The sequence below is a fragment of the Chryseobacterium sp. RU37D genome (genome assembly GCF_900156075.1).
Taxonomy (GTDB): domain Bacteria; phylum Bacteroidota; class Bacteroidia; order Flavobacteriales; family Weeksellaceae; genus Chryseobacterium.
In genome coordinates this window covers 1-22,524 of the sequence record NZ_FTMM01000023.1, presented here as the reverse complement: position 1 = coordinate 22,524, position 22,524 = coordinate 1, and the positions used below count along the sequence as shown (strand labels likewise).

General features: G+C 33.9%; 29 protein-coding genes. 12 read left to right on the top strand and 17 right to left on the bottom strand.

Annotation, left to right across the window (positions count from 1 at the left end; translation table 11 throughout):
* Positions 1–201: 201 nt before the first annotated feature.
* The 10 genes from BW926_RS11200 to BW926_RS11155 all read right to left on the bottom strand — a co-directional run bounded on the left by BW926_RS11200 (position 202) and on the right by BW926_RS11155 (position 7,714).
* Positions 202–1,623 carry a CCA tRNA nucleotidyltransferase gene (locus BW926_RS11200; protein ID WP_076447137.1) on the bottom strand — a complete coding sequence of 474 codons (1,422 nt, stop codon included), beginning with the start codon at positions 1,621–1,623 and terminating at the stop codon, positions 202–204.
* A gap of 172 nt (positions 1,624–1,795) precedes the next feature.
* On the bottom strand, positions 1,796–2,344 hold the full coding sequence (locus tag BW926_RS11195; protein ID WP_076447135.1) for an L-threonylcarbamoyladenylate synthase: 549 nt from the start codon (positions 2,342–2,344) through the stop codon (positions 1,796–1,798).
* Between the two features lie 65 nt (positions 2,345–2,409).
* The gene (gene tnpA, locus BW926_RS11190) at positions 2,410–2,835 is read right to left on the bottom strand and encodes an IS200/IS605 family transposase (RefSeq protein ID WP_076447172.1); all 426 of its coding nucleotides are present in this window, start codon (positions 2,833–2,835) and stop codon (positions 2,410–2,412) included.
* Positions 2,836–2,932: 97 nt separating this feature from the next.
* On the bottom strand, positions 2,933–3,373 hold the full coding sequence (locus tag BW926_RS11185; RefSeq protein WP_076447134.1) for a hypothetical protein: 441 nt from the start codon (positions 3,371–3,373) through the stop codon (positions 2,933–2,935).
* Positions 3,370–3,873 carry a DinB family protein gene (locus BW926_RS11180; RefSeq protein ID WP_076447132.1) on the bottom strand — a complete coding sequence of 168 codons (504 nt, stop codon included), beginning with the start codon at positions 3,871–3,873 and terminating at the stop codon, positions 3,370–3,372. Before BW926_RS11180 ends, BW926_RS11185 begins: the two co-directional genes overlap by 4 nt.
* Before the next feature lie 98 nt (positions 3,874–3,971).
* A complete protein-coding gene (locus tag BW926_RS11175) occupies positions 3,972–4,415 on the bottom strand; it encodes a GNAT family N-acetyltransferase (protein ID WP_076447130.1) in 444 nt (147 codons plus the stop codon).
* Between the two features lie 53 nt (positions 4,416–4,468).
* A complete protein-coding gene (locus tag BW926_RS11170) occupies positions 4,469–4,942 on the bottom strand; it encodes a nuclear transport factor 2 family protein (protein ID WP_076447129.1) in 474 nt (157 codons plus the stop codon).
* A 126-nt stretch (positions 4,943–5,068) separates the two neighbouring features.
* Positions 5,069–6,208: a cystathionine gamma-synthase gene (locus BW926_RS11165; RefSeq protein WP_076447127.1), complete on the bottom strand. Its 1,140-nt coding sequence runs from the start codon at positions 6,206–6,208 to the stop codon at positions 5,069–5,071.
* Between the two features lie 101 nt (positions 6,209–6,309).
* Positions 6,310–6,636, bottom strand: a complete 327-nt coding sequence (gldC, locus tag BW926_RS11160; RefSeq protein WP_076447126.1) for a gliding motility protein GldC — start codon at positions 6,634–6,636, stop codon at positions 6,310–6,312.
* A 94-nt stretch (positions 6,637–6,730) separates the two neighbouring features.
* Positions 6,731–7,714 (bottom strand): gliding motility lipoprotein GldB, encoded by a 984-nt coding sequence (locus BW926_RS11155; protein WP_076447117.1) that lies wholly within the window; start codon positions 7,712–7,714, stop codon positions 6,731–6,733.
* Positions 7,715–7,769: 55 nt separating this feature from the next.
* Between BW926_RS11155 and BW926_RS11150 the strand changes: the two genes are divergently transcribed.
* The 7 genes from BW926_RS11150 to BW926_RS11120 all read left to right on the top strand — a co-directional run bounded on the left by BW926_RS11150 (position 7,770) and on the right by BW926_RS11120 (position 12,244).
* Positions 7,770–8,450, top strand: coding sequence for a leucine-rich repeat domain-containing protein (locus tag BW926_RS11150; RefSeq protein ID WP_076447116.1), 681 nt, complete (start codon positions 7,770–7,772; stop codon positions 8,448–8,450).
* Complete coding sequence (locus tag BW926_RS11145; protein ID WP_076447114.1) at positions 8,434–8,958, top strand: GNAT family N-acetyltransferase; 525 nt, start codon at positions 8,434–8,436, stop codon at positions 8,956–8,958. The genes BW926_RS11150 and BW926_RS11145 overlap by 17 nt, the downstream gene beginning before the upstream one ends.
* Positions 8,959–9,017: 59 nt before the next feature.
* Complete coding sequence (gene nadE / locus BW926_RS11140) at positions 9,018–9,812, top strand: NAD(+) synthase (RefSeq protein WP_076447112.1); 795 nt, start codon at positions 9,018–9,020, stop codon at positions 9,810–9,812.
* A 66-nt stretch (positions 9,813–9,878) separates the two neighbouring features.
* A complete protein-coding gene (locus BW926_RS11135; protein ID WP_076447110.1) occupies positions 9,879–10,373 on the top strand; it encodes a ribonuclease domain-containing protein in 495 nt (164 codons plus the stop codon).
* 84 nt (positions 10,374–10,457) lie between these two features.
* Positions 10,458–10,757: a barstar family protein gene (locus BW926_RS11130; RefSeq protein WP_076447108.1), complete on the top strand. Its 300-nt coding sequence runs from the start codon at positions 10,458–10,460 to the stop codon at positions 10,755–10,757.
* A 293-nt stretch (positions 10,758–11,050) separates the two neighbouring features.
* Positions 11,051–11,842, top strand: a complete 792-nt coding sequence (locus BW926_RS11125; protein ID WP_076447107.1) for a hypothetical protein — start codon at positions 11,051–11,053, stop codon at positions 11,840–11,842.
* A 210-nt stretch (positions 11,843–12,052) separates the two neighbouring features.
* Positions 12,053–12,244, top strand: coding sequence for a hypothetical protein (locus BW926_RS11120; protein ID WP_076447105.1), 192 nt, complete (start codon positions 12,053–12,055; stop codon positions 12,242–12,244).
* A 35-nt stretch (positions 12,245–12,279) separates the two neighbouring features.
* Here BW926_RS11120 and pafA read toward each other — a convergent pair whose 3' ends face one another.
* From pafA to BW926_RS11095, 5 genes are all read right to left on the bottom strand, one after another.
* A complete protein-coding gene (pafA, locus tag BW926_RS11115) occupies positions 12,280–13,926 on the bottom strand; it encodes an alkaline phosphatase PafA (protein ID WP_076447104.1) in 1,647 nt (548 codons plus the stop codon).
* A gap of 197 nt (positions 13,927–14,123) precedes the next feature.
* Positions 14,124–15,050: a malate dehydrogenase gene (locus BW926_RS11110; RefSeq protein WP_076447102.1), complete on the bottom strand. Its 927-nt coding sequence runs from the start codon at positions 15,048–15,050 to the stop codon at positions 14,124–14,126.
* 138 nt (positions 15,051–15,188) lie between these two features.
* Positions 15,189–15,740, bottom strand: a complete 552-nt coding sequence (locus BW926_RS11105) for a biliverdin-producing heme oxygenase (RefSeq protein ID WP_076447101.1) — start codon at positions 15,738–15,740, stop codon at positions 15,189–15,191.
* Between the two features lie 26 nt (positions 15,741–15,766).
* The gene (locus tag BW926_RS11100) at positions 15,767–17,962 is read right to left on the bottom strand and encodes an ATP-binding protein (protein WP_076447099.1); all 2,196 of its coding nucleotides are present in this window, start codon (positions 17,960–17,962) and stop codon (positions 15,767–15,769) included.
* Positions 17,963–18,470: 508 nt separating this feature from the next.
* Positions 18,471–19,484, bottom strand: coding sequence for a nucleoid-associated protein (locus BW926_RS11095; RefSeq protein WP_076447098.1), 1,014 nt, complete (start codon positions 19,482–19,484; stop codon positions 18,471–18,473).
* A 118-nt stretch (positions 19,485–19,602) separates the two neighbouring features.
* Here BW926_RS11095 and BW926_RS11090 point away from each other — a divergent pair, with 118 nt between their 5' ends.
* The 4 genes from BW926_RS11090 to BW926_RS11080 all read left to right on the top strand — a co-directional run bounded on the left by BW926_RS11090 (position 19,603) and on the right by BW926_RS11080 (position 21,424).
* A complete protein-coding gene (locus BW926_RS11090; protein WP_179078010.1) occupies positions 19,603–20,094 on the top strand; it encodes a phosphoglycerate mutase family protein in 492 nt (163 codons plus the stop codon).
* 316 nt (positions 20,095–20,410) lie between these two features.
* Positions 20,411–20,767, top strand: a complete 357-nt coding sequence (locus BW926_RS11085) for a DUF7674 family protein (RefSeq protein ID WP_076447095.1) — start codon at positions 20,411–20,413, stop codon at positions 20,765–20,767.
* An 80-nt stretch (positions 20,768–20,847) separates the two neighbouring features.
* Positions 20,848–20,979 (top strand): hypothetical protein, encoded by a 132-nt coding sequence (locus BW926_RS14655; protein WP_262484495.1) that lies wholly within the window; start codon positions 20,848–20,850, stop codon positions 20,977–20,979.
* A gap of 49 nt (positions 20,980–21,028) precedes the next feature.
* Positions 21,029–21,424, top strand: a complete 396-nt coding sequence (locus tag BW926_RS11080; protein WP_076447093.1) for a DUF7674 family protein — start codon at positions 21,029–21,031, stop codon at positions 21,422–21,424.
* Positions 21,425–21,467: 43 nt separating this feature from the next.
* On the opposite strand, the gene BW926_RS11075 is transcribed toward BW926_RS11080, so the two are convergent.
* Positions 21,468–21,977, bottom strand: a complete 510-nt coding sequence (locus BW926_RS11075) for a thioredoxin family protein (protein WP_076447092.1) — start codon at positions 21,975–21,977, stop codon at positions 21,468–21,470.
* A 176-nt stretch (positions 21,978–22,153) separates the two neighbouring features.
* Here BW926_RS11075 and BW926_RS11070 point away from each other — a divergent pair, with 176 nt between their 5' ends.
* Positions 22,154–22,399: a hypothetical protein gene (locus BW926_RS11070; protein ID WP_076447090.1), complete on the top strand. Its 246-nt coding sequence runs from the start codon at positions 22,154–22,156 to the stop codon at positions 22,397–22,399.
* A 2-nt stretch (positions 22,400–22,401) separates the two neighbouring features.
* Here the strand turns inward: BW926_RS11070 and BW926_RS14755 are convergent.
* Positions 22,402–22,524, bottom strand: a 123-nt coding sequence (locus tag BW926_RS14755; RefSeq protein WP_410493256.1) for an IS3 family transposase, incomplete at its 5' end; no start/stop codon positions are given.

The following is a 22,524-nucleotide window of genomic DNA, read 5'->3' as shown; positions in this document are numbered from 1 at the left end:
TATAATTTTTCATCATTTGTGTTTTTTCCTAGCGGCGGCTTCTTTGAAGCCGCCGCTAGGGGTTTTATTAAATGTCTTATTAATTTAAATATTTTTGTCCATAGGTTTTTACCTATGGCTATTTTTATTGAACCCCTTCGGGGCTCCAATGATCATAGATGTATATATTCTATATATAGTGTATAGCATTTAAAGCTTAATTTAAGCTAAGGTTAGTCCTAATTTTCCAGCTTCTGCAATCACAAAATTGCGGGCTTCTTCACTGTCGTTCCCGATTTCTCCTTCAAGGATTGCCTCTTTGACTTTTTCTTTTAAAATTCCAATTTCGCGGCCGGGCTTCAGATTAAACATTTCCATAATTTCTTCCCCAGAAATAGGCGGCTGGAAATTTCTCACCTGATCTTTTTCTTCCACTTCTTTGATCTTGACCGCAACATATTCAAAATTTTTTTTGAATTTCTCCTGTTTTTTAGAATTTTTTGTGGTGATATCGGCCTTACAAAGCGTAAATAGATCTTCAAGGTCCTCACCAGCATCAAATAACAATCTCCTTAGCGCAGAATCTGAGGCATCATCGGTGATCAAAGCGATTGGACGTGATGAAAGCCTCACCATTTTCTGGACATACTTCATATCTGGCCCTAAAGGTAATTTTAGTCTCTGGAAAAGCGTTTTTACCATTTTTGAGCCTAAAAACTCATGCCCGTGGAAAGTCCAGCCAGTACCTTCAACAAACTTTTTTGTCGGAGCTTTTCCAATATCGTGAAGCAATGCCGACCAGCGAAGCCACAGATTATCCGTATTTTCAGAAACATTGTCTACCACCTCCAATGTATGGTAGAAATTGTCTTTATGAGTCTGCCCTTCCACTTCTTCTACACCTTTTAAATCAATCAATTCAGGGATAATTAATTTCATCAAACCAGTTTCTTCCATTAATTTCAGCCCCATTGACGGCTTTTCGGAAAGCATGATTTTATTAAATTCAACCATAATTCTTTCCATAGAAACAATTTTGATTCTTTCCGCTTCCTGCTGTATAGCTTCTAATGAATTTTCTTCAATTTTAAATTGTAAAGTTGATGCAAAACGGATCGCTCTCATCATCCTCAAAGGATCGTCAGAATAGGTCTGAGCCGGTTCTAAGGGTGTTCTTAAAATACCTTTTTCCAGATCATCGATTCCATTAAAAGGATCAATCAACTCTCCGAAATTATCTTTATTTAAGGAAATAGCCATGGCATTGATGGTGAAATCTCTTCTTTTTTGATCGTCTTCAATGGTTCCGCCTTCTACATCCGGTTTTCGGCTGTTTTCATTGTAGCTTTCTTTTCTTGCGCCTACAAATTCCAGCTCCAAATCTCTGTATTTGATCATCGCGGTTCCGTAGGTTTTGAAAACGGAAACTTTCATTTTAGGATCAATTTCTTTGGCTACATTTTGGGCGAGCTCAATTCCGCTTTGTTCGGTCACAAAATCAATATCTGTAGAAGCTTTTCTTTTCATCAGCAAATCCCGGACATAGCCTCCGACAATGTACACAGACTGGTTATTCCCGGCGGCAACTTCAGAAATTATTTTGAATAGCTTAAGATTTTTATTTTGATTTAAATTGATGAACATTATTTTTAGATGTTAGATATTAGATGTTAGATATTAGATTTTCAATTATCTGTGCTATAATTGTTAACTTATATCTAATGTAAAACCATTAAAAAATCAGATTTTGGTCTAAAACAATTTCCAACTTTTTAATGGTTACACAATTCTGCAAAGATAATTAAATCTTTTGTTTTTACTCCCGAAGAACTTTTATTCTATTATCACTCCAGATTTTGATTACAGAGGAACCTGAATATTTTGAAATTTTTTCTCTGTCCTCCTCCACTGCATAGTCCACCAAATCAATAATTTTCGGTGAGATATCCGAGAATCTCAACGGACTTTTATCTCCACTGAAATTGGCTGAAGTTGAAACCAAAGGTTTATTTAGTTTCGTGATTAATTTTTTACAAAAATCATTTTTAACCAGACGGATTCCTATACTTCCGTCTTCCGCCAATAATTCTTTCGGCAGGCCTCTGGGATTTTCGTAAACGATAGTTACCGGCTTTTCACTGAGGTCAATAATTTCCCAAGCCATCTCCGGAACGTCAACCAAATCCTGGAGTCTCTTTTCAGATTCCACAAGGATAATCATGGATTTGTTTTTTTCGCGCTTTTTAATTTCAAAAATTTTATTGACCGCTTCTATATTGGTAGCGTCACAACCTATTCCCCAGATAGTGTCTGTAGGGTAAAGGATTGTTCCACCTGATTTTAGGATATTGATGATGTTTTCCATATTCAATAGGGGCGGGCTTTAGCCCGTCCTTCAAAATTAAGCATTCATTTGGCTTTAGCCAAAATCTATTTAAAATTATATTTATTAATAAATTCTTGATATTCTTCTGTAAATGATTTCTTTTTATGATGACTTTCCTGATTTTTAATATAATTCCTGACCGATTCAATCTTAGACTCGGAAACTGAAACTGCAAAATATTCATCTTGCCAGGCAAACTTTTCTTTTGTTAATTGATTTTTATTGATCCAATAAGAAGATTCACCTTTCAATAATTGAACTATTTTTTCAATATTTTGATTTGAACTTAGAGAAATAAGGCAATGGCAGTGATCCGAATAACCATTTACCATATCCAGGAAAATTCCTTTTCCTGAAGCATTTTCTTTGATATGTTTCCAAACTTGTATTCTTAATTCTGAAGTGTCAAAATAAGGAACTTTATTTCTTGTTGAAAAAACGATATGAATATAAATTTTAATAAAAGGCATTTGTGTTGTTTTGCCAAAATTATACATTCTTTTTTAAGTTTTGGCTAAAGCTAAATAATTATGTTCAAATTAAAAAACGGGCTAAAGCCCGTTCCTATTAATCCATATATAAATTATTTTTTATTTTCAGATAAACCGAAGAAAAAACTATACATATCATTGAAATCAGCCATAAAAAGTAACCTGTTTCCCAACTATAAATTTTAGCAGTTCTCCCGCTCTCGGAAACTAAAATTTCTTTCCATAGCATGAAAGATCCAGATACAGATAAAGCAATTATTCCCATTATAACTGAAGCCAAGAATTTCTTTTTAAAAAGAGAAATGATTGCAATGAAAAGCCAAATATTGGCAGTCCAAACAAAAAACTCAAAAATTCCTCCTCCAAGAAAACCAATAGGTCCAATAAGAAAAACATTAATCGAAGGGTATTCTGTAATTTTCCCCATATCTTTAACCTGAAAAGCACCAAAGAAAAGAGAAATTATAAAAATTAATAAACTTATTAGAATTAATTTATTTTTTAATGACCATATCATAATTTCGGTAAATACCTTTCTTTAATAATATTCAAATGATGAAAATTATGCCCAACAATCAATTTTCCGATAGTTTCCACAGAAATTTCGTTTCCGTTCGCAATTCCTGTATTCTTTAAAGCTGATGAATTCATGGTTTCCAATAAAATCTGTGATGACTTTCTGACCAGCTGATATTCTTGTAGTAAAGAATTTAAGCTTCTTTCATTAGCAAAAGACTGATCTGCATACAGCTCTTCATCAAAGCCGGGCAATTCGTTTTTATCACCTCTTGCAAAGGCTAAAATTCTGTACTGGAAAACCCTTTCTGTGTCTGCTAAATGAAGAAGAAGTTCTTTTAAAGTCCATTTTCCTTCTGCGTAGGCAAAAAGAGATTGTTCCTCCGACAGTTTTGAATACATCTCAGCAGTTTTTTCTCCCGAACTTTTTAATTCTCCCAGCCAGTTTTCGGATGGAATATTATCTAAATATCTTTGAACGTATTTTTGAAAATCAGACATATATTATGAGTAATAAGTAATTGGTAATGAGTAATATTAAAATTAAAAATGAAGAATTAATTTATAACAAAATTTCATTATTAATTTTTATTTATTAATTATTCGGGGTTTGTCCATTCATAGAAATTTACTTCATCGTAAATTTCGAAGCCGCAGCTCGGATATAATTGGTTCCCGATGTCATTGGATTTTCCTGTTTCCAGCAAAATTCCGCAGGCATTTGTGGATTTGGTCAATGCTTTTGATATTTCAATCAATTCTTTTGAAAAGCCTTTTCCGCGATGGTTTTCATTTACATATAAATCATTCAGCAGCCAGTATTTTTTCATTCTTGTTGAAGAAAATAAGGGATATAACTGGACAAAACCAACTAACTTTTCTTCGTTTTCAGCTACAAAAATTTCAGAATCTTTATTTTCGATTCTTTCTCTTAAAAAATTTTCTGCGGCAGGTATATCAGATTCTTTATGATAAAAAATCCTGTATTGATTGAATAGCTCAGCTAATTGCTTTAAATCCTGATTATCGGCTTTTCTTGTCATTTATATTAGATTAAAACTTTGTCAAAGATTTTAAACTTTGACAAAGTAAATTATTACTGATGATCGTAGCTAAGAACCCTTTTCATTTTCCAGTCTTTACCATCTAAAAGCCAAAGAGTGGTAAATCTTGCATGTCCTCCTTTATTCCATTTATTATTAAAATATTCAAAAAAATCATGCTCTCCTTCCTGGATAAATCCGTATAAAATATTTTTATTATACAATGGATATACTTTCATTGTATTGGGAACCAGCTCGCGTTTCACTTTATTAGGTCCGCCACAAATATTATTTTTGATGGAAGCAATAAATGCCTGTTTTCCGGAAGTGATTCCGCCTTTGTCGTGGTAAAACTCAAGATCATTGCTGATAATGGAATCATAATGAGACAGTTCACAAGTATTAAATCCAATATCGAATATCAGACTGTCTAATTTTTTTGCTGTTTTGTATAATTCATCGGTAGTTTTTACTTGAGAATACACAATCTGACTTAAAATTAATAATATAAACTGAATTTTTCTCATGATGTATATTTTAAATGATTTGTTTTAACCGCAAAGATCGCGATACTAATTACTATACATTTTTAAGTTCGCAAAGGCGTTTTCACTCAGCAAAAACCTCTAAGAGAAATCATTATTTATGTTTAATTAAGAAAATGCTCTTTCCAGATCTGCGATCAGGTCTTCCGCATCTTCGATCCCGACACTTAGGCGGACTAAATCATCTGTAATTCCTAATTCTTCGCGTTTTTCGGCTGGTATAGAAGCGTGAGTCATCAGGGCAGGATGATTTGCCAGAGATTCTACTCCTCCAAGAGATTCGGCTAAAGTGAAAACTTTTAATTTCTCTAAAAATTTAATCGCATCTTCTTTTTGACCAGATTTAAAACTAAAGGAAACCATTCCTCCGAAATCTTTCATCTGAGATTTTGCCAGCTCATATTGCGGATGAGATTCCAACCCGGGATAAATGACCTGTGCAACTGCCGGATGAGATTCCAGATATTTTGCCACTGCCATTCCGTTTTCTGAGTGTCTCTGAACTCTTAAAGCCAATGTTTTTATTCCTCTTAAAACTAAATAAGAATCATGCGGTCCTAAAATCCCACCACTTGCAAATTGTATGAAGTGAAGTTTTTCTCCTAATTCAGCATCTTTTGCTACTAAAGCTCCGGCAATCACATCAGAATGACCTCCCAAATACTTTGTCGCTGAATGCATTACGATATCTGCTCCCAAATCAATCGGTCTTTGAAGATAAGGTGTTGCAAAGGTATTGTCTACGGCAACCAGTATATCTTTTCCTTTAGCCACTTCTACGACAGCTTTGATATCAACCAGCTTCATCAGCGGATTGGTCGGAGTTTCGATCCAGATTAATTTTGTTTTATCCGTAATAACGTCGGCTATTTTAGTAGCATCATTAAAATTCACGAAGGTAAATTTCAACTGATATTTTTCGAAAAGTCTTGTGAACATTCTGTAAGTTCCCCCGTACAAATCGTCCACTGCTACAACCTCATCGCCCGGATTTAATAATTTTAAAACACAGTCGATAGCAGCAAGACCAGAACCAAAAGCCAGACCTCTGGCTCCGTTTTCAATGCTTGCTAAAGAGTCTTCCAATGCCTGTCTTGTAGGATTGGCAGCCCTGGAGTATTCGTAGCCGGAATGTACTCCCGGGCTTTTCTGTGCGAATGTAGATGTTAAAAATACCGGAACATTTACGGAGCCTGTAGCAGATTCGTGATGCTGTCCTCCGTGGATAACTTTTGTGTTAAAATTCATAATTTGTAATTTTCTATAATTTAACAATGTATCAATGTACCAGTTTACCAATTCTTTAAAAATTGTTACATTATCAGACTGTTACATTGTTACATTAATTCTTACATTTTTATTGCAGATTTTATTGCAAATTCCTCGGCTATCTGCCCTATCCATTGTGCTACATCTTCCTCTCCTGTTGCTCTATGATAAGTATTTCCTAAAGAAATCAACACCTGATGAATGAACATTTTCATCTGGTCTACCGGCATATCTTTTGTCCAAAGGTCAATTCTTAAGGCTTCCATTGCTTTTTCATCCCAAACAGAAATCATAGTTGCTTTTGTTGGTTCCTTTTCGATTCCTCCGTCCTGAGCGTTCCATGTTATATTTTCGGGAATGTGGTTTTCATCCAGCTCTACGTCTATTGTAATCTGAGTTTTTCTCATACTTTCTTTTTCTAATAATTTATTTTTACATGGCTTTTGGCTTATGCCATTAACTTTAACTTTTTAATTTAATAAACTTCTACCTTCCAACTTTCTATTTCAACTTGGGCTTGTATCCTGATTGATTAAAAATCACTGTAGCATCCATATTCAGGAAATTCTGCAATTTCGTTTCAGGTTTTTGGTTAAAATATGCCCTACAAATCTGCCATCCGGTGAAAATCCCGATTTGCGGTGAAGATTCATTATCAATTTCAGTATAAAATTTTGAAAACGGGCCGGGTGCAATGAAACGGTCTTCTAGCCTGTGATCATCACCGAAAATAAGGTTATTTTCGACAAAATAATTCCAGATATTAGCCTCATTTGCTACTGCCCATTCGTATTGCTTTTGGGTATAATTCAGCTTTAAATATTCGGGATATGTCGGTAAAAAGGCGTCTTTTAAAATCATTATTTTTCCGTTAAGAATCATCATATCTATAAATTTCTGATGATCAGGAGATTCTTTCACAAAACCTTCTGCAAAAACTTCTGCGACTTTTGGAACAATATTATTGGGGTTCATAGATTTTTGAAAATACAATTCCAGCCCTTTGTAATTAGCATTCCCATCACCCATAAAGCCTGTGACATCTATGAATAGGAGGTTTCCTTTCACATCATAAAAAATTGGATCCTGGATCATCTGCAGAGCCGATGAAAATAAAAATATTTTCGGATTTTTAAACTTCGGAAAATAATATTTTATATGAGAAAATAAATCCTGAAGATCCGTCTGAAGCTTTTTCTGATCAATTTTTGCGATGGCTTCCTTATAAATTTTAAATTCTTTCTGATCTCCTCTTCGTTTGCCAAAATCTGAATCACTTACTGTACCCTGAAACCATGGGAATTTTGCCTTAAACTGCTCCAAAGGGATACTCAGATCATAAAATTCTTTAGAAATATCTGTGATTTCTACCTTTTCGGCAGGATTTTTGACTTCGACATTCCATTGATTTTGAGATTCTTTTTTACAAGATGCCAAACCTAAAACTAATAATAAAGAAACTACAATAGTTCTGAAAATCTTCATATTTTTACATGAAATTAAATGTTTACAAAAATAACGATTTAAAGACAATTTAATAATGAAAAAAAAAATATTTACAACCCTTACTTTTTTATTGGCGATTTCATATTTCAGTGCGCAAAAGCTCACTTTTACAGATAAAAATTTCGAAAAGGCTGTTATTGCTAATTTTGATACTAACCGAGATGGGGCAATCGATCAGAATGAAGCCGACAAAGTAGTTAACCTATTTGTTTCCAATAAAATACAGGTGCGGTCTGCTGAAGACATTAACCTTTTTAAAAATGTACAGACCGTTGTTCTCGATGGATCCATCATGATAGGAATTGATCTTAAGAATTTGGAATTTCTTACTCTATTTTCCTGTGAAGCGTGCAATCTTCTAACTTTCAAAGCTGAAAACCTTAAAAGCCTTAAATCTTTATATCTTAACGGCAACAAGCTTACCCAAATCTCATTAAGCAATACTCCGGAAATCAACGAACTGCATTTAGCATCAAACACTCTGCAGAACATTGATGTGAGTGCACTTAAAAAACTAATTATCCTGAATCTTGAAAATAATCAGATCAAAAAGCTTGATGTTTCACAAAACCCTAATCTGGAGAATTTAGACATCAATCATAATCCGCTAAATGTGGCAGATGTCAAAAGAGGAAAAATAACTACCAATCCTGCAGCAGCAATTCCTTCAAGCTCTACGATGCCAAAAAAACCAGGCAATGAAAATAACAACTAAAAACCTCATCTTAAGACATTTCGAAGAAACAGGTTCCAAACGTATGTTCCTCCTGGATTCGAATCCTGATGTAATGAAATATATTGGAGTTCCACCCGTGACTGATATTCAAGAGTCTTTACATATTATTAAAATGATTAGCCAGCAATACCAAGACAATGGCGTAGGAAGACTTGCCGTAATTGAAAAGGAAAGCGGCCTTCTGATCGGCTGGAGCGGATTAAAATTATTAACTCAGGAAATCAATGGCTATAAAAATGTTTATGATCTGGGATATCGTTTTCTCCCCGAATTCTGGGGAAAAGGATATGCCTTTGAATCGGCAAAAGCTTCGCTGGATTTTGGTTTTAAAGATATGAATATTGATGTAATTTATGCCCATGCCCATTCTGAAAATGCAGGTTCCAACCATATTCTGAAAAAATTAGGTTTTGAAAAAACAGGCGAATTCACAGAACCTGACGGAATTTGTTACTGGTACGAATTAAAACGTAAAAATTTTCTTTAAAGAACAATCAAAACATTAATTTTGAGCTTCTTTATTAATCTGATTAAAAAATATAAGCAATGCAGACAAAAAAAGTGATAAATTATATTGTAAGCTGGCTGAAAAATTACGCAGTGAAAGCAAATGTAAAAGGTTATGTAATAGGGGTTTCGGGGGGAGTAGATTCAGGAGTGGTTTCTACACTTTGTGCAATGACCGGGCTTGAGGTTTTACTTTTGGAAATGCCGATCCGCCAGAAAGCAGACCAGGTAAACCGCGCTCAAGATCACATGGAGGACCTGAAAAAAAGGTTCCCGAATGTTCAGTCAAAAACAATTAATCTAACGTCTGTTTTTGAAACTTTCGAAAACGTTGTACACGACCATGTAGAGGGAAGATGGAGCAATAATCTGGCCTTGGCAAATACCAGATCACGTTTCAGAATGCTGAGCTTATATTATTTCGGACAGCTTCACGGGCTGTTGGTTTGCGGAACAGGGAACAAAGTAGAAGATTTTGGGATTGGGTTTTATACAAAATACGGAGATGGCGGAGTTGATGTTTCTCCAATAGCCGACCTTTATAAAACTGAAGTTTATGAACTGGCAAAAGCTTTAAACCTGATTGAAAGCATCCAAAATGCAATCCCGACAGACGGGCTTTGGGATGCGGACAGAACTGATGAAGACCAGATCGGTGCTACATACCCGGAATTAGAAAAAATCCAAAAAGAATACGGTAAAAAAGCCATTGAAGATTACGAAGGCCGGGATAAAGAGGTTTTCATGATTTTTGATAGAATGCACAAAGCGGCCAAACATAAGATGGTGCCCATACCGATCTGTGATATTCCTGAGGAATGGAGAAATAATTAATGTAACGATGTTACAATTTACCCGTTTATCAATTATTGTTACATTGTTACATTTTAAATTTAATTTATGAATGGTAAAATAAAATCAGTCTTTTTCATTTGTTTAGGACTTCTTTTTGGGATGTCCATAATGTATATTTACAAGAATTTTATTGCAGAAAAGAGTTCAGATCCAAACAAAAAACCTGATGTTGAATATAGCAACAACGGTCATTCAAGCTTTTCCGCTCAGCCAAGCATTGGTGAGCTCACTCAGGAGAAAACTGTGATTGATTATGTAAAGCAACATCGCCAGCTTCCTGATTATTATATAACAAAAAACGAAGCCAGGCAGAAAGGCTGGAATCCTTCAAAAGGTAACCTTTGCGAGGTTTTACCGGGACATGCAATTGGAGGTGACAGATTTAGTAACAGAGAAAGAGGTCTGCCACAAAGAGGAAAATATTTTGAAGCCGATGTCAATTACAATTGCGGAAACAGAAATGCCGACCGGATCATTTTCACAAAAAACGGTGACGTTTATCTCACTAAAGACCATTATAAAACTTTTGAAAAACAGTAACTTATTAAAAACAACAATCTGCTATTAATGGATTAATGGTTTGCTAAATAATTATTAGCTGATTGTCATTTAACAAATTAAATTATGAAAACAATATATATAGATTTTACTGATATTGGAGATTATGAAGACTTTTATACTCAACTAAAAGAAAAACTTCCGCTTCCGGACCATTTTGGAGACAATCTGGATGCGCTTTCTGATTTCATTACTGGCGGTGTGGAAATGCCTCTTCATATAGAATTTGTAAATATGACAGTAGATCAACTGGAAATTTTTGAAGATCTCTTAACTACTCTGGAAGATGCCGAAGATGAAATGGATGATTTTACTTTCACATATTTTCTTGAACAATATGAAGATGAGGAGGATAATGAAGAATAAACTAATCAAAATTAAAAATGTGTAGCTGCTTTAAAGGCAGTTTTTTTATGTTTCAAAAAAATAATAATATTATTCAAACAATAAATTATTAAAAACAAGAGAATTATTAATATTAATATTTTTTTTTCTTTATTTAAATATTTTAATAGAAATAAATTTGGAATAATATTGTTAAATTAACAATAAAATATCAATGAAAATAAACATTATATAAAATATCAATGAAAAATTTAAAATAATTATTAATAAAAACAAAAATAATTTATATTTTTATCATAATTAAAACTAAGGATATGATAAAAAATATACTTTATTTGGTATTTATACTAAATTTTTCAATTTATAGTGGTCAGGTAGGAATAGGTACTGCTTCACCTAATACCAACGCTGTTCTAGAGCTCAGCAGCAGCAATAAAGGTTTAATTCTTCCGAGAGTAGCATTAACATCAACAAATAATGCATCTCCCCTCGCAGCACATATTGCAGGAATGACAGTCTATAATACTGCTACCAATACATCTTCTGCTCCCAATGCAGTTTATCCCGGAGAATATTACAATGACGGTACGAAATGGATGAGAAAAACCACAGCCCGTGAAATAAGAATGATTGCTGGAGGAAGCATTACTGATCAGATCTCATCCAAAAGCCTTACTGTACCCGATCAAAGCAGCTTTGTAGATACCACATTGCTCACATTACCCAGTTTTACATTAGACAGAGAATCTATTGTAGAATTTAATGCTAATGTGACTGCAGAATTTACCAAAAGCAATGGATCACCATTGACGGACAGCTCTGTGAAGCTGGCCAAGGCATTTTTTATATTTACCAGCGCTCCCTCAGGAATTCCTACCAACTCGCATTTCGGGGCATCATCATTATCTTATACCAATACCTCTTCTACCAACGGGAATATCATAAGCGATTATTTTTATCTTGTTCCCAGAAGTATATTGCTTTTACCAGCAGGAACCTATACGGTGGCTTTAAAAGGTGGTGGAGCAAGTGATACAGGCTTTAAACTTACTTTTGGAAGTGGCGGCTCAGATCAGTTACAGGTCATGGCAACCCCTACAAAATAAATATTTTTTCATTATTTTGCCCCTATTATTATGAAACCCGCAGAAATTCTGTGGGTTTTTTGGTGTAAGTTCATTTAAGCGGGTGTTGTCTAATTTATTTACTCTCTTATGAATTTAAAATTCAGCAAAACTTCCCTTTCACGGAAAAACTGTCACATATAATTCCCTTGAATAAAAACCAAACATCAATCTGAATATTGCTATCTTAATTTGAATCAAAACAATAAATCAAGGGAATTCTTTTTACAATCTATCAGCTATACAAAGAAAAATAAAGCAAAAAGCCTGGAAACCTTTGCACTGGAGATCTGGCATAACTTTATAAGCAGAAGCAGGAAATTACGCAAGATGAGCTCAATTCCATCAACCAGATATAACAAAGGAAATCTTGATGAAAAGTAAAAATCTAAAAAATCATCAATAGTTAATGTCTATAATTACTTTCCAATTACTTCCGAGATCGGATTTCCTACATTTCCACTTGGAAACTGGATTTTTAATAATGAAGACACCGTCGGTGCAATATCCGTCATATAATACGGCTTGCTGCTTTCCCCATGCTGGATTCCCCATCCCATAAAAATCAATGGAATATGCGAATCATATGAATTCCAAACACTATGAGTAGTTCCCGTTTTTGAATATGGAGGCAGCATAGAATCGTGGGAAATCAATTGGATATCTCCACTTCTCTGTCTATTAATTCCGTTAATAATTCTCTGTTTTATAGGCTCCGGAATAGTAGATTCCTGCACTTTTTCCACTGAAACCGCATATAGAACCATGGGATTTTTTTCTAATTCCTTAATAGTGAAATCCCTTACAGCATCCAGCTCTATCTTATTGTCAGCCAACAGCTTTCTATCAAAATAAATCTGATAGTTATCTACAGCATTGATCAGCTTATCAACTCCGAATTTATCTTTCAATTTTTGGTTAATACTTTTATCAATTCCTTCTCCGAAGAAACCGGTAGTGATTTTATGTTCTTGTAAAAATCCTACAGAATGTGCTCCGCCGTGATCTGCAGAAAGGAAAACAGTGTATTGTCCTTTTCCAACTTTAGAATCTAAATAATTAAAAAATTGAGCCAGATCCTGATCCAATCTTAAATAAACATCTTCAACCTCAATGGAATTCGGACCAAATTTATGACCTGCATAATCCGTAGAAGCTAAATTGATCGCCAACATATCTACAATATCGTCACTACCCAATTTTTCACCTTCTAAAGCTGCTTCAGCCAACTTCAAAGACAAGGTATTTCCAAATGGTGTGTAACGAATATTGTCTTTTTTAGCATGATAATCAGCAGCTAAGTTACTGTAAGGGAAAGTCGGAGTTTTTGCGCTCCCTAAAAGCCCTTCCCAAGGCGAATTGTCTGGTGCGCTTTCTGTATATTGATTAATTGGAAGTAACGTATTCCAGCCATTTGCCACCAATTTATCAGGTAAATTCTGAGAGTTGAAAGATTTTAGCCATTGCGGTAGATCATTCATATACCAAGTACTCGTAATGAAATCTCCTGTAGAATCGTCAAACCAAAAAGCTCCGTTTGGTGTATGCCCCGCCGGTAAAATCGAAGCACGGTCTTTCAAAGAAACTCCAATGACTTTACCCTGGAAATTTGTTGCCAGTCTCAACTCATCAGAAACTGTGGTCGACCAAAGATTTTTCGGAGAATGGCTTCCTACTTTTGCATTTGTTGTTCCAACCGGTTTTACACTTTCGTCTGTCGTGCAATATACGTTTTGCCCTGTTTCCTTATCAGTCCAGTCGTTACCGGCAATCCCGTGAATTGCAGGAACCGAACCCGTATAAATACAAGTATGCCCCAAAGCCGTAACCGTTGGAACATAAGGAATATGAACATTATTCAAAGAATATCCTGTATTCAAAAGCCTTTTGAAACCATCGTTACCATATTTGTTGTAAAAGCGGTACAGATAATCCCACCTCATTTGGTCTACTACCAAACCTACCACTAATTTTGGTCTTTCTAACTGTAAATTTCTTTTCTTCTGTGCATTGATAATAATTACGGACAAAAAAGTAACCGTCGCAATTGAAATTTTCCTAAACATTCAATAAAATTTTATTGTCAACAAAGGTAAGGGTTTTGAAATTTGGGTATGTGAAATTTTATTTAAATTTCAAATATATTCCTAAATTTCTCACCAATGAAAGGGTTTCGGCGCGGCCTCAGGCCGCGCCGAAACCCTTGATAAAGAACCCGCGGCCTTTGGCCGCGGGTTCTTTAAATATTTAAAGTTTAAATCAATTAGAACTTCAGATCCCCATTCACTTCTCTCACTGCATTTGCGGCTTCGGCGAATTTCAATTGTTCTTCAGCTGTAAGGGTAACGTTTACAATGCTTTCCACACCATTTTTTCCAATGATCGCAGGAACACCAAGACAAATGTCGTTTTGACCGTATTCACCTTCAAGCATTAATGAACAAGGGATCATTTTCTTTTGGTCACAAGCTATTGCCTGAACCATTACAGAAACTGCTGCACCTGGAGCATACCAAGCAGAAGTTCCTAATAATTTTGTAAGAGTAGCTCCCCCTACTTTAGTTTCTTCAATTACATATTTTTGTTGGTCAGCATCAAGGAATTCAGTTACAGGAACACCGTTTCTTGTAGCTTTGCTCAATAAAGGAAGCATACCTGTGTCACTATGAGCAGCGATTACCATACCGTCTACATCAGAAATTGGAGCTTCCAATGCCTCAGCCAATCTGTATTTGAATCTTGCAGAATCTAATGCACCACCCATTCCGATGATCTTATGCTTAGGAAGACCGGAAGTTTTGTGTACAAGATAAGCCATGGTATCCATTGGGTTAGAAACCACGATGATGATTACATCCGGAGAATGTTTTACTAAGTTTTCGGTAACTTCTTTTACGATACCTGCGTTGATACCGATTAATTCCTCTCTTGTCATTCCGGGTTTTCTTGGAATCCCTGAAGTAATAACAGCTACCTGAGAACCTGCAGTTTTGCTGTAATCTCCTGTTGTTCCGGTAATTTTCGTATCGAATCCGTTAAGAGATGCTGTCTGCATCAAATCCATTGCTTTACCTTCAGCAAATCCTTCTTTAATGTCTACTAAAACTACTTCTGAACAGAAGTTTTTCATAGCGATGTATTCTGCACAGCTTGCTCCTACAGCGCCTGCACCTACTACAGTTACTTTCATAATATATACTTTTTAAAATTTATTTTTAAAGTCGAGTTTAAAATTTTGACTCCCAAATTTAACAATTCCTGAAAAATTGAGCAATCTTTCAGGAATTTAATTATCTTTAAAAGTGTTATTTAGAATTGGATGTAAAAATCAATTTACATTTAATAAAAAAGTATATAATTTTTTAGCTCCAAATAAAACCTCATCATAATTTTCTTCTTTTATGTCAGTATCTAGGACCTCTTTGAATTTTTCCCACATCGTGCCGGTATTTTCCTGATAACATCTGAAGAAATTGAAGGCTACCTCATCAAAACCTTCTGTTTTATAGAGCTGTTTAGCGATCACATTGCCACCAAGAGTAGATCCTTCGATTACATACATTGCGCCTAAAGCTTCATTTTCATTGTTAAATTCAAGTTCCTGATCAGCTTTTCGGTTTGTCAGATGAAGGCTTTCAAGATCTTTTTCTATTAAAGGGAGCTTTTTTCTGGTATTCAATTGAAGCTTTTCGGTATATTTTTGGGCAAGGGTGCTGAATATTTTATTTTCAGAATGAAGAAGCATCAGATAATTTGATCTGATAATTTTCTTATAGTCTTCGAGTGTGAAAGTTTTGTTGAAAATTTTTTCAGAATTAAATAATTTTTCAGCAGCGCTATGATATTCTGCTGTATTTTTTTTAAGATATTCTGATACCATAATTAATTATTAACAAGTTTCCAAAGTTACGGCTTTTTAAATGTCAAAATAAAAGAAGTCCCATCTTTATCGCTCTCATAATCAATATTTCCGCCAATTCGCCCCATAATGCGGTAAACAATGGATAATCCCACCCCGTTTCCTTTAAATTTTTTCGCATTTCCCATTCTACTGAAAATTTTAAACATCTTATGTTTTTCCTCTTCGGGAATTCCTATGCCATTATCTATGATCCTATAGACAACCGAATCACCGGATTCCGTTCCTTCGATCTCTATTTTAGGCTTCTCCTGATGCGAAGAATATTTCACAGCATTGTTGATGGTATTCAGAAAAACCTGGTAAAGCATGGTTTTATCCGCCAAGACATCCGGACAATCTTTAATAATGATTTCACTTTTCGGGCTGTCGAAGGTAATTTTCGCGTTTTCCGCAATCTTTTCAATTATCTGAGTTGTATGTATCGCTTCAAGCTGGATTTCACTATTTTTAGCACGGCTTAATTGTAAAACATCATGCATCATTTCTGCCATATTGTCAATTTCTTCAATGATGGAGTTGATTTTACTTTTGCTCTTCTCAGACCTGTCTGTAAGAGTGCTCAAAAGCATCTGGGCATTAAGCTTCATTACAGTTAAAGGTGTTCCCAGATCATGAGAAATGGTGTAAGAAAAACTGTCAAGTTCTTCATTTACCTTTTTAAGCTCATCATTAAGCCTTTTTATGGTGTTGTAGTTTTTATGCGAAGTTTCAAGGATAAGATCCCGAATAGCCTGCAATGCAGCAACATTCCTGGAATTCCATCGTTTTGAATTCCCTTTGATATTTTCTGTAAAAATTTGGAAAGATGTTCTGGGAGAAATAATTTGTTTCTGTTCCCCGTTTTGGATGATTACACCAGTCTGCTTTTTAGGGTTTCCGGCCCAGTTAATATGCTCATCAAATTCTCTTCGGAACCATATCAGCATATTATTTTTGCTTCTTTCAATAAAATAAATAACAATACCGGCCGCAGTTTCGTCCAGGATCAGCTCTTCTCCATGATCTTTTAGAAAGCTTCTGCTCAGGTAGATGCTCTCCTCTGTGTTTTCATACGCCCATTGTACAATTTTTTCAATGACAGCACGATCTGGAGTATTGCCGTCCGTTACCAGTTCATCATCTGAAATTATGGCCAAACCATCAGCTTCAAGAAGGTTTCGGATATTCGTTTTATTTCCAATTAAAGAATCAATTAAGCTATTATATTTTAAGAATTCTGTTTTTAAATATGAAGATTTTTCATTGAGTTCTAAGCGGTATTTCAATTCATTTTTAGACCTAAAAGAAGAATACGCATTGGAAGCCAGGGCAGTAAAAATACCTACCTGAACACGGTCTTCGAGGTCAATATGTTTAGCTATCGTATTCTGACAGGTCACCAAACCCCAAAGGTGATCGTCAATAATAATGGAGATACTAAAACTTGAAGCTGTCCCGGAATTTTTTATATATTGTGCGTGAATGGGTGACATTCCTCTTGACGAGGCATATGTGAGATCGATATTTTCTTGGGTTTTGCTTAAAAGAGGAATTGTATCTGCATAAACATTACTGAAAATTCTTTTTCTTTTCTTAAGATAAAGCTCTCTTGCCTGTCTAGGGATATCAGATTCCGGATAATGAAGGCCGAGGTAGCTTTCCACAGTTTGGTCTGTTCTTCTTTCTGCAATTACTTTTCCTGAGCCGTCCATCATGAATTTATAGATCATCATCCGGTCATAATTCACGATTTTTGAAAGCGTATTCAGCAGCTGCTCCCATATTTCCTGTGCATCATCAACAATGTAAAAGCTGTCATATTTGGTAGAAATTCTTTTATTGGGATTTACCAACACTTCCTCAAACTCAAGAAAAATATTATTTTTACTTTTAAATACCGAAAAGTGGTATTCTTTGCCTTTAATGAAAATTTTATCAAAGTAAGTTTCGTTTTCTCTTTTCGTAAAGCTGTTGATGGAATTGTAGATTTCGGATTCTATAATGCTTCGAAAACTTTGAGAAAAATCAGTAAGTTTCTTACCAAAAAGCTCTTCATAGCTTTCAATACTAAAAATATCCTTAATATTCTCGGAAAAAAAAGTAATGGAATGAGAGTTTGCATCAATGCCTATCAGATAACCAAAACTTTGTATGTAGCCTGGAATATGAATAGGCTCTTCATGACAATCTACAAAATTCATATAATACTTTGATTTATCAAATATAACGAATATTTTAAAGTTATAGTATTTTTTATATAGAAAGAGATATCACAAAAAAAAATGTTAAAAATGGAAATTTACTATAAAAAAATTATATAATACTAATCTTAATCTTATAATAGTTAACCCTTTATACTTTTTGTTTTATTTTTTTTAATGAAATCGGAGATTCGCCGAAGTCAAAAACCATTGTTTATCTTTCATTAAAGATTACTTTATTAAAAAAATTGTTTTTCTTGCGTTTTTAAGTATCGCCAGTGGGCTTTTTATGAGATTTATGCTTAACTTTTACTTTCATAAACCACAGACCCCCAGAGTATTATATCAGATCGGTTTTGATAAATCAATAATTTTTGTTTCCATAGGTACATATCAGCCCGGTTCCAAATCAAGAGTTTAAAAAAATAGAATTTAGAAATGCTTAATTTACGTATAAAATACAATACGTGATAAAATTTTTAATAATAACTATAATTAATAAGATTATTTAACCTTCTTTATCAAAATACAGCATATAATATTTTCCGTTTTCATCTTCTCCGGTAGCAATTTTCTGACGGTCGCCGTGAATATAGATGTGGAAATTTTTGTCTAATTTAATGATACTCTTAAAATGGCGCTGTGTCTTTTTTACAGCCGTTTCGTTGATAGGGAATTCTTCTGCGATATTAATCTGCATATCCTGCTCATAATCTGTTTTAAAATTGACAAAACTTTCGATTACATGCTCATCCTGCAGTACTTCTTTGTTAAATTCATCCAGATTGAATTCCCCTTTTTCTTTGAAGAAATTAATGGATTTATTGAGAAAATCAGCCTGATCTGCTCTTGAAACCTCAAATTCTTGAGGTAATTGTTTCGTGATATAATCTTTATATACCATTAAAGCTTCCTGTGTATGAAAATATTCATCATCACGCTGTTTTACCTTTAAAAAATCCTCAAACCAGTAATACATATCCCCATTTTTATTATTATCAACAACGGAAAGCACATATCCAGATTCTTTGTCATTATTGTAAATCAGGGCTGCTTTATCAATCTTCGACAGACTGATTCCCTGATCTTTTTCAATATCAAAAGTTTCATTCTGAGGGAATATTTTTAAGAAAGATTCTCTTTTTTCAGTTTTAAAAATCCCTATCTTATCTACTTTTTCACCATTTTCCCTTTCATCTTCAAAATAAACAATAAACAACTCTCCACTTTGAACCCGCGGATTTTCAGCGGCCTCGAAAAGATGTTTTGCAATGTTTTCAGATTCCCAGAGAAACTTGGATTTATCATCAAATATTTCAGAAACTGAGCTGTAAACAGGATTATTTACCAGATAAGAATCACTGTAAAAATGGAAGGTCTCCTCAGATTTGAATGAGCCTAAAAAATAATTTTCCAGCAATTCTGCTGTCCCTTCATCCAGCTGTAGCTCCTCCTGAGAAAGAATTAATGATTCTCCGTTGATTTTATTTCCTACCTTGTGTACTACAATTTTTGAAAACATCTTTGATTTTTTGAGGTACAAAGATAACGGTAAACTTCAACCTCGGCAAGAGCCGTGAACAGGTATTTGATAATTACAATATAATTAGTACTTTAGGGAAGAATTAAGATCTGAAATGATGAAAAAATTTTTATTTGCACTTATTTGTATTTTCTCCTTTATTGCGCTGAAATCACAGCAGACTAATATTTATATCGTACGGCACGCAGAAAAAGACTTGTCTGATAAAACGAATACCAACCCTGACCTAAGCTCCGTAGGAAAAAACAGAGCCGAAAAACTGGCTTTAGAATTAAAAAAAATAAAATTTTCAGCGGCCTATTCCACTCCGTATAACAGAACACAGCAGACTTTGAAACCTATCACTCTCCAAAATTCAATTGAAATTACCAGCTATGAACCCAGGGAAAATAAAAAGCTGGCAGAAGAAATCCTGAAACGCTATCAGGGCAAAAATGTTATTATTGCAGGGCATTCTAACACTATTCCTCTGCTATTGGAAGCTTTTGGATCAAATGCACCTTTTGAAATTTCTGAAGATGATTATTCTAATATTTTTCATGTAAAAATTAATAAAGGTAAAACCACACTTAAGTCTTTAAAATATTGATCTATTTATATTTCATTCCGATAAATACCTTCTCATTCTGACATGCTTTTTTTGTTTTAAGCTATAATAAAAATTAAATAAAATATTAATTATCAACGATTTAAGTTAAAATAATTCTAAAGGAATATAATTGGCTTTAAGATTCTCAAAACTTTTAGAATATGGACTTAAAAACGTTAAACAGAATTGAAAAGCTAAGAAGATTAAAAAGCAAAGGACCTAAAACACCTAAATGGTTGAAACCTTATCCCCCTTTAATGATGGCTTTTCTGGCTGTCTTTATTTTCGGTGCTTTTATTAAAAGATCAGATTTAATATGAATTATTTACAGGCCGTTCAGGAAATCACTAATGTCATTCCTGATATTCAAAAAGAATTGCATAGCAGCAAAGCTCAAAATGCGTACAACATTATCCAAATTTTCACGGAACGAATTAAAAATATGATCCGTCAAAACGACAGGAATATTTTATTCAAATGTCTCGAAAAGATCGATTATATTTATGAAAACGGAGATAATGCATTAAAAAATGCAATAGAAAATACTTTTATCTATTCATTAGACAACTCTATTGTTTATTGCAGCCATGAATACCGAAAAATGATCTTTAGTCATATTTCCCGGAATTTGCAAAAGAGCTATTTGAGACAAATTTACAATCATGGCGTATAAATTTGTTACAGTTTTCATATGTTTCATTACAAAATCATTACTATTTGTAAAAATAAAAACTTATTAGAAACCAACAGCTTATGAAATCAAAAATAAGAAAAATATCCGACTGGAAAATCCACAAAACCATGACGAGCAGACACAATCTGGAGATTTTAGCAGTACACATTGCTGTCATCATCGGCGTATTTATTTTTGCTGCCTGTCTGTAATCTTTGGTATAATTTTGGCGGCAATACCCGTATTCGAAAAATCTTAATTATGAAGAATGTAAAAATGCAAACTATTAACCAAAAAATAGCTATTGAATATTTAAAATTTTTCTATCCACCACTTAGATATGAAATCACTCAACTGTCTGTACAAGACAATTTTGCAGGTGTGATACAGGCTACCATTAATTATCTTAAAGACCTCTTGCTGGAGTCTAAAATCAATATTATTGCCCACCATATCAAGCTGATGGATTGGATCTACAGAAACGGAAACTCATATGTAAGGGATATGATTGAAAATCTTTTTGTAAGATCTTTCGAAAGCTTTAAAAAACACGCAAGATTAGAACACTGGAAGCTTCTATATCAGTACATGCCGGTAAGTTTTCAAGTAATTTATAACGACCAGCGAAAGCAGGATAAAATATTCTTCGGTAAATAAATTTAATTTAAATACTCCCCGGACAGAAGTTTGAGGAGTATTTTTAATTTTTTGTAAAGACTTTTTGTACAATCTGAAGTTCTTTATTATTCATTTTTGAAGACTTCTTCAGCTTTGCTGTAAAAACGGCTACTTCTTCAGCCGTCGACGGACAGCCTAAATTTTCATTTTTTTCATTAAAAGAATCTGTAATCACCTCGCCTTTCGGATTGAGCATCAGCCAGAACGGAAGCCCGGCATCTTTTCCTTTATATTTTCCCATCAACGCTTCACCGCCGGGATTTTCAAGGTTTTTCTTGTCTCCCCTTTCCTGGACATCTACGAAAGCTGTAACAAATTTTTTGTCAAAAATAGGCTTGGTTTCAGGTAATTCCATATTCTTTTCCATCGTTTTGCACCATTTGCACCATGATGCATGGAAAATAAGAAGTACATTTTTGTTTTGTGATTTGGCTTCGGTAAGCGCTTTTTTAAGTACAATATCTGCTTTTTCCTGAGCAAAGCTAAACTGGAAAAAGAATACACCTAATATGACCAGAAATTTAAATTTCATTTGAATTGTTATGAATTATAATTATACGAATGTAGAGATTTTTGTTTAATAAGTATCTAATTTCAAGATAAATAAATTGATTTTGTGGAAGTAAAAATTCCTTACATTTATTTATAAAATATTATCAACAATGGATATTTCTGCTAAAAAAATGAAATCATAAAGGGATAAATTCTTTGAAAAATCCAGCTATTATAGAAGAAATTAATAAAATTAGAAAAAGAAAGACTTTTGATTTTGAAAAAGAATGGGAAAGAGGGATTTCTATTGAGAAAGCTAAAAAAAACTTCAGAGTTTATAAAATCCTCTTGTATCTCCTTGATTATTTAAAGTTTTCGCATACACCAAAGAACATCCCTTTAAACTCCTTCATTACTCTCATTGATGAGAAATATGGATATGCAAATAAAATTTCCAGTTAGAGTTAAGCTACATTTTTGTAAATTTTGTTCTGATTGTTAAATTCTTCTATTGTTTGATAATTCAGGGTACTGTGTCTTCTTTTTTTATTGTACCATATTTCAATATATTCAAAAATTTCAAGTTC

What these genes read in the sequence shown, in the direction of transcription:
- BW926_RS11170 (WP_076447129.1), bottom strand. Translation starts at nt 4,942, where the DNA reads ATGAGAAAAATTCAGTTTATATTATTAATTTTAAGTCAGATTGTGTAT.
- BW926_RS11125 (WP_076447107.1), top strand. Translation starts at nt 11,051, where the DNA reads ATGATAAAAAATATACTTTATTTGGTATTTATACTAAATTTTTCAATT.
- BW926_RS11075 (WP_076447092.1), bottom strand. Translation starts at nt 21,977, where the DNA reads ATGAAATTTAAATTTCTGGTCATATTAGGTGTATTCTTTTTCCAGTTT.
- BW926_RS11150 (WP_076447116.1), top strand. Translation starts at nt 7,770, where the DNA reads ATGAAAAAAAAAATATTTACAACCCTTACTTTTTTATTGGCGATTTCA.
- tnpA (WP_076447172.1), bottom strand. Translation starts at nt 2,835, where the DNA reads ATGCCTTTTATTAAAATTTATATTCATATCGTTTTTTCAACAAGAAAT.
- BW926_RS11180 (WP_076447132.1), bottom strand. Translation starts at nt 3,873, where the DNA reads ATGTCTGATTTTCAAAAATACGTTCAAAGATATTTAGATAATATTCCA.
- BW926_RS11090 (WP_179078010.1), top strand. Translation starts at nt 19,603, where the DNA reads ATGAAAAAATTTTTATTTGCACTTATTTGTATTTTCTCCTTTATTGCG.
- BW926_RS11165 (WP_076447127.1), bottom strand. Translation starts at nt 6,208, where the DNA reads ATGAATTTTAACACAAAAGTTATCCACGGAGGACAGCATCACGAATCT.
- BW926_RS11080 (WP_076447093.1), top strand. Translation starts at nt 21,029, where the DNA reads ATGAAGAATGTAAAAATGCAAACTATTAACCAAAAAATAGCTATTGAA.
- BW926_RS11175 (WP_076447130.1), bottom strand. Translation starts at nt 4,415, where the DNA reads ATGACAAGAAAAGCCGATAATCAGGATTTAAAGCAATTAGCTGAGCTA.
- BW926_RS11185 (WP_076447134.1), bottom strand. Translation starts at nt 3,373, where the DNA reads ATGATATGGTCATTAAAAAATAAATTAATTCTAATAAGTTTATTAATT.
- BW926_RS14655 (WP_262484495.1), top strand. Translation starts at nt 20,848, where the DNA reads ATGAAATCAAAAATAAGAAAAATATCCGACTGGAAAATCCACAAAACC.
- BW926_RS11135 (WP_076447110.1), top strand. Translation starts at nt 9,879, where the DNA reads ATGAATGGTAAAATAAAATCAGTCTTTTTCATTTGTTTAGGACTTCTT.
- pafA (WP_076447104.1), bottom strand. Translation starts at nt 13,926, where the DNA reads ATGTTTAGGAAAATTTCAATTGCGACGGTTACTTTTTTGTCCGTAATT.
- BW926_RS11110 (WP_076447102.1), bottom strand. Translation starts at nt 15,050, where the DNA reads ATGAAAGTAACTGTAGTAGGTGCAGGCGCTGTAGGAGCAAGCTGTGCA.
- gldC (WP_076447126.1), bottom strand. Translation starts at nt 6,636, where the DNA reads ATGAGAAAAACTCAGATTACAATAGACGTAGAGCTGGATGAAAACCAC.
- BW926_RS11145 (WP_076447114.1), top strand. Translation starts at nt 8,434, where the DNA reads ATGAAAATAACAACTAAAAACCTCATCTTAAGACATTTCGAAGAAACA.
- BW926_RS11105 (WP_076447101.1), bottom strand. Translation starts at nt 15,740, where the DNA reads ATGGTATCAGAATATCTTAAAAAAAATACAGCAGAATATCATAGCGCT.
- nadE (WP_076447112.1), top strand. Translation starts at nt 9,018, where the DNA reads ATGCAGACAAAAAAAGTGATAAATTATATTGTAAGCTGGCTGAAAAAT.
- BW926_RS11085 (WP_076447095.1), top strand. Translation starts at nt 20,411, where the DNA reads ATGAATTATTTACAGGCCGTTCAGGAAATCACTAATGTCATTCCTGAT.
- BW926_RS11095 (WP_076447098.1), bottom strand. Translation starts at nt 19,484, where the DNA reads ATGTTTTCAAAAATTGTAGTACACAAGGTAGGAAATAAAATCAACGGA.
- BW926_RS11195 (WP_076447135.1), bottom strand. Translation starts at nt 2,344, where the DNA reads ATGGAAAACATCATCAATATCCTAAAATCAGGTGGAACAATCCTTTAC.
- BW926_RS11200 (WP_076447137.1), bottom strand. Translation starts at nt 1,623, where the DNA reads ATGTTCATCAATTTAAATCAAAATAAAAATCTTAAGCTATTCAAAATA.
- BW926_RS11100 (WP_076447099.1), bottom strand. Translation starts at nt 17,962, where the DNA reads ATGAATTTTGTAGATTGTCATGAAGAGCCTATTCATATTCCAGGCTAC.
- BW926_RS11130 (WP_076447108.1), top strand. Translation starts at nt 10,458, where the DNA reads ATGAAAACAATATATATAGATTTTACTGATATTGGAGATTATGAAGAC.
- BW926_RS11155 (WP_076447117.1), bottom strand. Translation starts at nt 7,714, where the DNA reads ATGAAGATTTTCAGAACTATTGTAGTTTCTTTATTATTAGTTTTAGGT.